Source organism: Roseateles sp. P5_E11, from assembly GCF_054049355.1.
Window position 1 is genome coordinate 1 of sequence record NZ_JBFUMO010000293.1, and the last position, 7168, is coordinate 7168.

The following is a 7168-nucleotide window of genomic DNA, read 5'->3' on the forward strand; positions in this document are numbered from 1 at the left end:
GGGGTTCATCCCCAAGACCCGTGGGCTCGGTCATGGCCTTGCGCTCGGACGGCGCGGTCGTCGGATCGGTATCGGGCGGATGCATCGAGGATGACCTGATCCGCCGGTTCGCGATCCCGCACGGCAACGACCCGATCGAGCCCATGTCCGGCCCGCCGCGGCTGCTCAGCTACGGCATTGGTGCGGATGAGGCGCATCGGTTCGGCTTGCCTTGCGGTGGCACGCTGGAACTGCTGCTTGACTTCAATCCCAGGGCGGACGAGCTGGGTGATGTCCTGGCCCTGCTTAGGCTTGGCGTGCTCATCGAGCGCCGCGTCGACATGGCCGACGGAACCGCAACGCATCGCGCGAGCGCCACGCCGCAAGCACTGCGCCTGACCTCGATCGAGATGTTGGCAAGGTTCGGGCCTGAATACCGCATGCTGCTGATCGGAGGCGGGCAGATGTCCGAGTACCTCGCCACGATGGCGCTCTTCAACGGCTTCCAGGTCTTCATCAGCGATCCCCGCGACGAACACCTCGTCAGCTGGAGCGTGGACGGCGCGATGCTGATGCGCGGGGTTATGCCCGACGATGCCGTGGCTGCCTTCAAGCCAGACCGGCGAAGCTGCGTCATTGCGCTGACCCACGACCCAAAGCTCGATGACCTGGCCCTGCTGGCTGCGCTTGAGACGAATGCGTTCTATGTCGGCGCCATCGGAAGCCGGCGCAACAGCGATGCACGAAGGCGACGCATGCGGGAACATTTTGGCGTGGAGGAGGGGACCTTGGCGCGTCACCACGCGCCGATCGGGATATTCATCGGTAGCAAGACGCCGCCGGAGATTGCGGAGAGCGTGATGGCCGAGGTCATCGCCTGTCGCAATGCCGTGCCTCTGCCTCACACCATGCGCGTCCAGGTCGCGAAGGACGAATCCGAAGCCATGGGCAGGGAGCGAGTCCTTCCGGGCGCGGCAGCCCTGGCTGGCTACAGCGCCTGAGCGACTTGCGGTGCGAGCTCCCGGCGCAGATGCAGTCGGAACTCGTCCAGCAACGCCTCCCGCCCAGCTTGCGAGAGGCTGGCAGGGGAATAGGCCACGAACGACGGYAGCACATCCATGCCGACAAAGCCAAGGACACCGCCGGTGATGGGCTTCAGGTTGTTTTCCACCGATCCCGTCGTCCCGCTGTCAGCCGCCAGCTCTTCACGGCTGCCGCCAGTGGTCATTGCCACCATCGCCCGTCGCCCGGCGAGCAGTCCGGTGTCGAAGAGGTAGTCGTCCGTGTAGGCGAAACCATGGGTGAGCACGCGGTCGATCCAGCCCTTGAGGATGGCCGGCGGGCCGTACCACCAGTAGGGGAACTGCAGCACGATCAGGTCCGCAGCCAGGATCAGCGACTGCGCCCGCAGAATGTCCGCCGCATAGGCGCCCGTGGGATGGGCGTGACGCTGCTCGTGGACCAGCCCGAACCGCGGCGCATCGGTCAACGACGTGAAGTCGCCGGCGCCCGCCACCGCCGCGAATCCGCGCTGATACAGGTCCTCGACAACCACCTCGTAGCCGAGCTCGGCGAGTTGCCGGCTGGCAGCATCCCGCATCGCGGCGTTGAAGCTCAACGCAGGCTCGGGATGGGCATACAGGATCAGTGCCGTGCCCGTTGATCCCTCAGCAAGCATCTCCATGGTCATGACGAGGTGTGCGCTGCCGCGGGCTGTTCCTCGTCTGGGGCGCCCCGGAACGTCTGGCCGGAGCTGGAGGGTGCGGCACTGTGCCCGAATCGATCAACACGCGCAAAAAGTGGGGCGATCAGCCGCCGCTCGCCGGCCTTCGACACTGCCTGCGTGCGGCTGGACACGCCAAGCTTCTCGAGAATGGAGCTGACGTGTGTCTTGACCGTGGCAATGGAGACGGTCAGCTCGCGCGCGATCGCCTTGTTGCACATGCCGGATGCGATCAGATTGAGAACGCTGAGTTCACGATCGGTCAGCGACACCCGGACCAGGCTGTCAGCCAACTGGCTTGCAACAGCGGGCGACAGATGGCGCATGCCTCGCAGGACGGACGAGGCCGCCTGCTGCAGTTCATCCAGCGTCGAGCTGCTCAGCAGAAGGCCGTCCGCGCCGGCCGACAGTGCCGCACGAATCTCCCGCTCGCTCTCGATGTCGAGCAGGATCAGCACCCGGGCGTCCGCGCCAGTCTGCGAGTCCGAGCCACGCTGCAACCAGGCCATCCCGTGGCCATAGTCCGCAACGATCAGGTCAGCGCGGTCGGCGGGCCCGCCGTCAGCTGCGGAGGGATTCTGGTGGCGCACCACGTGCATGCCCGCCTGGGATTCGAAGAACGAGCGAAGGCCGGCATCCATGATCGGATGCCGATGCACAACAGCCACGCCGAATCCTGAAGGGGAGCTCATCTGAGGCCAAAGATTGATCGACTACGAACTCTTTGTAATGTATGAGGGGTGCCTCCCCGCGCAAGGTGCCCGATTATGAAAAATAGGTTCATGACTCTTCACGCTATTTCACAGAATGCCGGTGAGTTGAGAAGCTAGGTCGCAACCCTTCGGGCAGCTGGCCAGCGCGCCCGCGAGAGCCGCAGGGTGGGCTCCGTTGCCATGCGCTGGCCGGGCCGGAAGGCGGCGTCGACGCGGCCCATGTCAGGTGGCCGCCGACAGTGGGGCGGCCCGAAGGACCAGCAGGCCAAGGACAGCCTCGATGAACGGGACCGCGACGCCGACATGCTCTGCAATCTCGTGGACGACCCGGACGATCGCGTCGACCTCCAGCGGCCGTCCGGCCTCCACGTCCTGCAGCATGGACGTCTTGAACGCGCCGAGCAGCCGCGTGCTGGCGATCCGGTCATCGATGGACATTCCCAGCGAGATGCCGAGGCGTTCGCCGACCTCGCGGGCCTCAACCATCATCTTCTCGATCAGGCGTCGCGTCAGCGGCTCGTCGAGGAGCCGGTCGGCGGTGGCGAGCGTAAGGGCACTGGTGGGGTTCATCGTGAGATTGCCCCAGAGCTTGGTCCAGATCTCGCGGTGGATGTCCTCGGTGACCGTCACCTCGAACCGAGCGCTCCCGAGCATGGCGGCGATGGGCTGCACGCGTGCGGAGGACTCCGGCGTCGGCGCTCCGACGATGAGTCGGCGCCCGCGGCCGGGCACGACGCGTCCCGCGGCATCCAGCGCCGATGACAGGTGCACCACACATCCCAGGCATTGCGCGGGTGGCAGTGCCTTCCATGTGGCGCCGTCGGGATCTATCGACAGTCGTGGAGGCTTGCGCGCATCGCCACGCAGCCCATGGAAGAACCACCAGGGCACGCCGTTCATCAGAGAGACGACGCTGGTGTCCGGGCCGATCAGCGGCGCGAGGCTGGGTGCAAGCGCCGGCAGCCCGGTGCCTTTTGTGCAGAGGAACACGACGTCCTGCTGACCGAGTTCCCCGGCGTGGGCCGAGACCACGGGCCGCCTGACGGTTTCCATACCGTCGGGCGACAACAGGACCAACCCGTTAGCGTGGATCTGCGCGGCGCGTCGCTCGCTGGCCAGCAAGGTGATGTTGACGCCGGCATCCAGCAGGTCCGATGCCAGCAGTCCGCCGATGGCGCCCGGGCCGACGACACAAACTCGCGATGAGCTGTTCATGCGGCTCTCCTCGTCTGTCGGTCTCGGGATTCCAGCCTGATCAGCGCGTCCAGCACGTCCTGACCCCCACCGAGTGCGGGATCAAACTGCAATGCATCGCGGCTGGCGGCCGCCGCGATCTCGTCGGGTATCGCGAGCGGCGTCTGGCCGAGAGCGGCCGTCGCGACCTGGACCTCGCAAGCTCTGTTCAGCGTCCACAGGTTGGCAAACGCCTGGGCGATGGTGGAGCCAACGGATAGCAGGCCATGGTTGCGCAGGATCAGCAGCGGGCGCCCGGCCAGGTTGCTCACCAGTCGCTCACCTTCGTCTGCGCGCAGGGTGATGCCCTCGAAGTCGTGGAAGCTCACCCTGTCCCTCAGCTGCGCCGCGTAGAAGTTCGTGCACTGCAGGCCCTCCTGGGTGCAGGCGACAGCCATGCCCGCCGTGGTGTGGACATGCATGACGCAATGAGCCTCAGGAACGGCGCCGTGGATGGCCGAGTGAATGACGAAGCCTGCGGGGTTCGTGGTGTACGGCGAGTTGCCGCGAGGACGCCCGTCCAGGCCGACCTTCACAAGGTTGTCGGGGGTGACTTCGCTGTAGTGCAGGCCGAATGGATTGATCAGGAACGTGTCGAGCTCCCCTGGCACGCGTGCACTGATGTGGTTGTAGATGAGCTCGTCCCACCCCAGCATTGCGAACACCCGATACGTCGCCGCAAGCTGTGCCCTCAGGGCGGCTTCCGTGTTGGCCTCAGCCATGGGTGGCTCCCTTCGCGCTCAACGCCTTCGACAGGGCGGTCAGCAGCCTTTGGTTCTCCTGTGCCGTGCCCACACTGATCCGCAGATGCGATGCGAGCTCGTAGCCTCCGAGTGGCCGCACGATGACGCCTTGCGACAGCAAGGCAGCATTCACCTGCGCGGCATCGTCGAAGCGCGCGAGCAGGAAGTTCCCCACGGAAGGGGACCACTCCACGCCCAGAGCAACGAGCCCATCCTGTAGTTGCCGCATGCCCTGGGTGTTGGTCTCGTAGGTCTGGCGCAGGAAGTCCTTGTCGCGCAGTGCCGCGATGGCCGCAGCCTGGGCGGGTGTCGTGACATTGAAGGCGGGCCGAACGCGCTGCATCCACTGGACGAGGGCGGGGTTGCCGACTCCGTAGCCGACGCGCAGACCGGCCAAGCCGTATGCCTTCGAGAACGTCCGCGTGACCAGGAGGTTGTCGAAGCGGCGCAGCCAGTCGATCGCGTTGTACTGGAGATGCGCGGGGAGGTACTCGTTGTAGGCCTCGTCCAGCACCACGACCACGTGACTCGGCACTGCCGCCAGGAAGCGCTGCAGGGCCGCGGCCTCGATGAAGGTGCCGGTGGGGTTGTTGGGGTTGGCAACAAAGACCAGGCGCGTGTGCGCGCCGATCCGTGCAAGCATGGCGTCCAGGTCGTGTCCCAGCTCGCGGGCCGGCACGACGATGTGCCGGGCGCCCATCCGCTGCGTTGCCTGCCTGTAGACGATGAATGCGTATTCGCTGTGGACGCACTCGGCGTTCGAGTCGAGGAAGGCCGTGGCGGCAAGGTCCAGGATCTCGTTGGAGCCGCTGCCCATGACGATCCACTCGGCGGGAACATCGAGATGGGCGCTCAGGGCTGCGCGCAGGTCGTGCGCATCCGCATCCGGATATCGCCCCAGCGCGGAACTGGCCGACAGGTAGGCCTGCTTCGCGAGGTCGCTCATGCCGAGCGGGTTCTCGTTGCTCGCAAGCTTGACGATCTCACCTTCAGGGATGCCCGTCTCGCGGGCAACCGTGGCGATCGGGCGGCCTGCAACGTAGGGGAACGTCTCGCGAATGTGGGGTGGCGGCTGGATGGGCATGGAACGTCTGGTGTCTGGTCGGTGGGGGCAGGGCGGCAGGCCAGCTGGAGATGCAGGCTCCTGGCCTGGAGCCCAGGCTGTTCATGATTGGCCGAGCCCTTGCGGGGGCGGCAGGCCCTGCGTTTCAGCGGAGTCGCCGATTCGTCAGTCCAGGTGGATGTTGGATACGCGGATGACCTGGCTCCACTTCTCGCGCTCGGCCTTGGCATAGGCAGCCATCTCTGCGGGAGTGCTGGGGATGGCCTCCAGGCCAAGGGTCTGAAAACGAGCCTTTGCCGCTGTGGATCCGAGGGCCTGGTTCAGCGCCTTGTTGAGCGTTGCGATCACATCGGGCGGCGTGCCGGTCGGCACGACGAGCCCTTGCCAGGCATAGGCCTCGAAGCCCTTCATGCCTTGCTCGTCCAGGGTCGGGACCGATTCAAAGCCGGCGATCCTCCTGGGGCTTGCGACGCCGATGGGCTTGAGCTTGCCTGACTGGATGTGCGAGTAGCCGCTGGCCGTGTCCACGAACATGATCTGGACCTGGCTGCCCAGGACGTCCTGGATGGCGGGCGCGGCGCCGCGATACGGAACATGCAACAGCTTCAGGCCCGCGCGACCGGCAAACAGCTCAGTCGCCAGGTGATGCGGGCTCCCGGCGCCGGGCGTGGCGAAGGTAACGGCAGTGCTCTGCTGCCTGGCCCAGGTGGTGAACTCTGCCAGCGTGGTGGCCGGCACTGCGGGGCTCACGACAAGGATCATCGGAAACCTGGCCATCAGTCCGAAGGGCGCGAAGTCGCGCTCGGCGCTGTACGGAAGCTTGGCATACAGCGCCGGGTTCGCCGCAAGCGTTGCGGTGTCCGCGGTCAGCAGGACATATCCATCCGCCTTGGACTTGGCAGCGTAGTCCGCCCCGATGTTCGTCGCGGCACCAGGCTTGTTGTTGATGACGATGGTCTGGCCCAGCGACTTGCTCATCTGTTCGCTGAGCGTCCGCGCTACGACGTCCGAGCCGCCTCCGGCGGGATAGGGCACGACCCACTCGATGAGCTTGTCTGGGTAGGCGGCCGCGCAAAGCGGCGCCGCGAGAGCCAGGCCGGCCAGTGCCGTGCGCAAGAACGGGAGGGCGAACATCGATGTCTCCATTGGTGCCGGTGGGTGCGGTCCGGGCATGCGCTGGCCGCCCTGATCTGCACACAGTGTATGCAAATCAAGTTGCGCGCGCAACCACTTTTGAAGACGACTGGAAGGCTAGTCCGACGCGTCCCTGTCGTCGCCGACCGCCTGACGCGCATGAGCAACCAGGCGGTCGAGAAGCTCGCTGAACAGCTGGACTTCCGGCCCGTTCAGGCAGGACACGATCTGGGCGTTCCGAGCCTCGATCAGGGCCATGACCCGCTCCCAGGCTTTCTCACCCTTGGCGGTCAGCGTGAGCACCACGCCACGGCCGTCGGTGGCGCTGGCCGCCTTGCGAACGAGCGCCTGGTCCACGAGCGACTGCGCGGCACGGCTGGCCTGTCCCTTGTTCAGGTTGGCACGCTGTGCAAGTTCATTGACCGAGAGAGGGCTGAACGCGCCGATGGCTGCCAAGCAGCGGCCCTCGCTGTACTGGATGCCAACCTCGGTCTCGTAGGCGGCCTGGGTCACCCTGTCGTTGAGCTTCGACAGCGTGTGCAGCCTGTACGTGATGCTGCGATCCAGAGGGATGGGCATG

Annotated in this window: 8 protein-coding genes; 1 reads left to right on the forward strand and 7 read right to left on the reverse strand. The window is 66.0% G+C overall.

The genetic code is table 11. From position 1 onward, the window contains the following. Positions 1-980: XdhC family protein (locus ACXJKR_RS19600; RefSeq protein ID WP_457324239.1), on the forward strand; the 980-nt coding region annotated here is incomplete at its 5' end. Here the strand turns inward: ACXJKR_RS19600 and ACXJKR_RS19605 are convergent. The 7 genes from ACXJKR_RS19605 to ACXJKR_RS19635 all read right to left on the reverse strand — a co-directional run bounded on the left by ACXJKR_RS19605 (position 968) and on the right by ACXJKR_RS19635 (position 7167). Further along, entirely contained in the window at positions 968-1669 is a 702-nt protein-coding gene (locus ACXJKR_RS19605) for an NAD(P)H-dependent oxidoreductase (protein ID WP_457324240.1), read from the reverse strand. The genes ACXJKR_RS19600 and ACXJKR_RS19605 overlap by 13 nt on opposite strands. Beyond that, the gene (locus ACXJKR_RS19610; RefSeq protein WP_457324241.1) at positions 1666-2394 is read right to left on the reverse strand and encodes a response regulator transcription factor; all 729 of its coding nucleotides are present in this window, start codon (positions 2392-2394) and stop codon (positions 1666-1668) included. Before ACXJKR_RS19610 ends, ACXJKR_RS19605 begins: the two co-directional genes overlap by 4 nt. A 243-nt stretch (positions 2395-2637) precedes the next feature. Then, on the reverse strand, positions 2638-3630 hold the full coding sequence (locus ACXJKR_RS19615; protein ID WP_457324242.1) for a ketopantoate reductase family protein: 993 nt from the start codon (positions 3628-3630) through the stop codon (positions 2638-2640). Then, positions 3627-4370, reverse strand: coding sequence for a class II aldolase/adducin family protein (locus ACXJKR_RS19620; RefSeq protein WP_457324243.1), 744 nt, complete (start codon positions 4368-4370; stop codon positions 3627-3629). Before ACXJKR_RS19620 ends, ACXJKR_RS19615 begins: the two co-directional genes overlap by 4 nt. Continuing rightward, a complete protein-coding gene (gene hisC, locus ACXJKR_RS19625; protein WP_457324244.1) occupies positions 4363-5475 on the reverse strand; it encodes a histidinol-phosphate transaminase in 1113 nt (370 codons plus the stop codon). The genes ACXJKR_RS19620 and hisC overlap by 8 nt, the downstream gene beginning before the upstream one ends. 144 nt (positions 5476-5619) lie before the next feature. Further along, entirely contained in the window at positions 5620-6588 is a 969-nt protein-coding gene (locus tag ACXJKR_RS19630) for a Bug family tripartite tricarboxylate transporter substrate binding protein (RefSeq protein ID WP_457324245.1), read from the reverse strand. A 117-nt stretch (positions 6589-6705) separates the two neighbouring features. Next, positions 6706-7167, reverse strand: coding sequence for a MarR family winged helix-turn-helix transcriptional regulator (locus ACXJKR_RS19635; RefSeq protein ID WP_457324246.1), 462 nt, complete (start codon positions 7165-7167; stop codon positions 6706-6708). Position 7168: the final 1 nt, after the last annotated feature.

Bases quoted from the DNA above. Each gene is read 5' to 3' on its own strand.
- ACXJKR_RS19630 (WP_457324245.1), bottom strand. From the start codon at position 6,588: ATGTTCGCCCTCCCGTTCTTGCGCACGGCACTGGCCGGCCTGGCTCTC.
- ACXJKR_RS19615 (WP_457324242.1), bottom strand. From the start codon at position 3,630: ATGAACAGCTCATCGCGAGTTTGTGTCGTCGGCCCGGGCGCCATCGGC.
- ACXJKR_RS19620 (WP_457324243.1), bottom strand. From the start codon at position 4,370: ATGGCTGAGGCCAACACGGAAGCCGCCCTGAGGGCACAGCTTGCGGCG.
- ACXJKR_RS19635 (WP_457324246.1), bottom strand. From the start codon at position 7,167: ATGCCCATCCCTCTGGATCGCAGCATCACGTACAGGCTGCACACGCTG.
- hisC (WP_457324244.1), bottom strand. From the start codon at position 5,475: ATGCCCATCCAGCCGCCACCCCACATTCGCGAGACGTTCCCCTACGTT.
- ACXJKR_RS19610 (WP_457324241.1), bottom strand. From the start codon at position 2,394: ATGAGCTCCCCTTCAGGATTCGGCGTGGCTGTTGTGCATCGGCATCCG.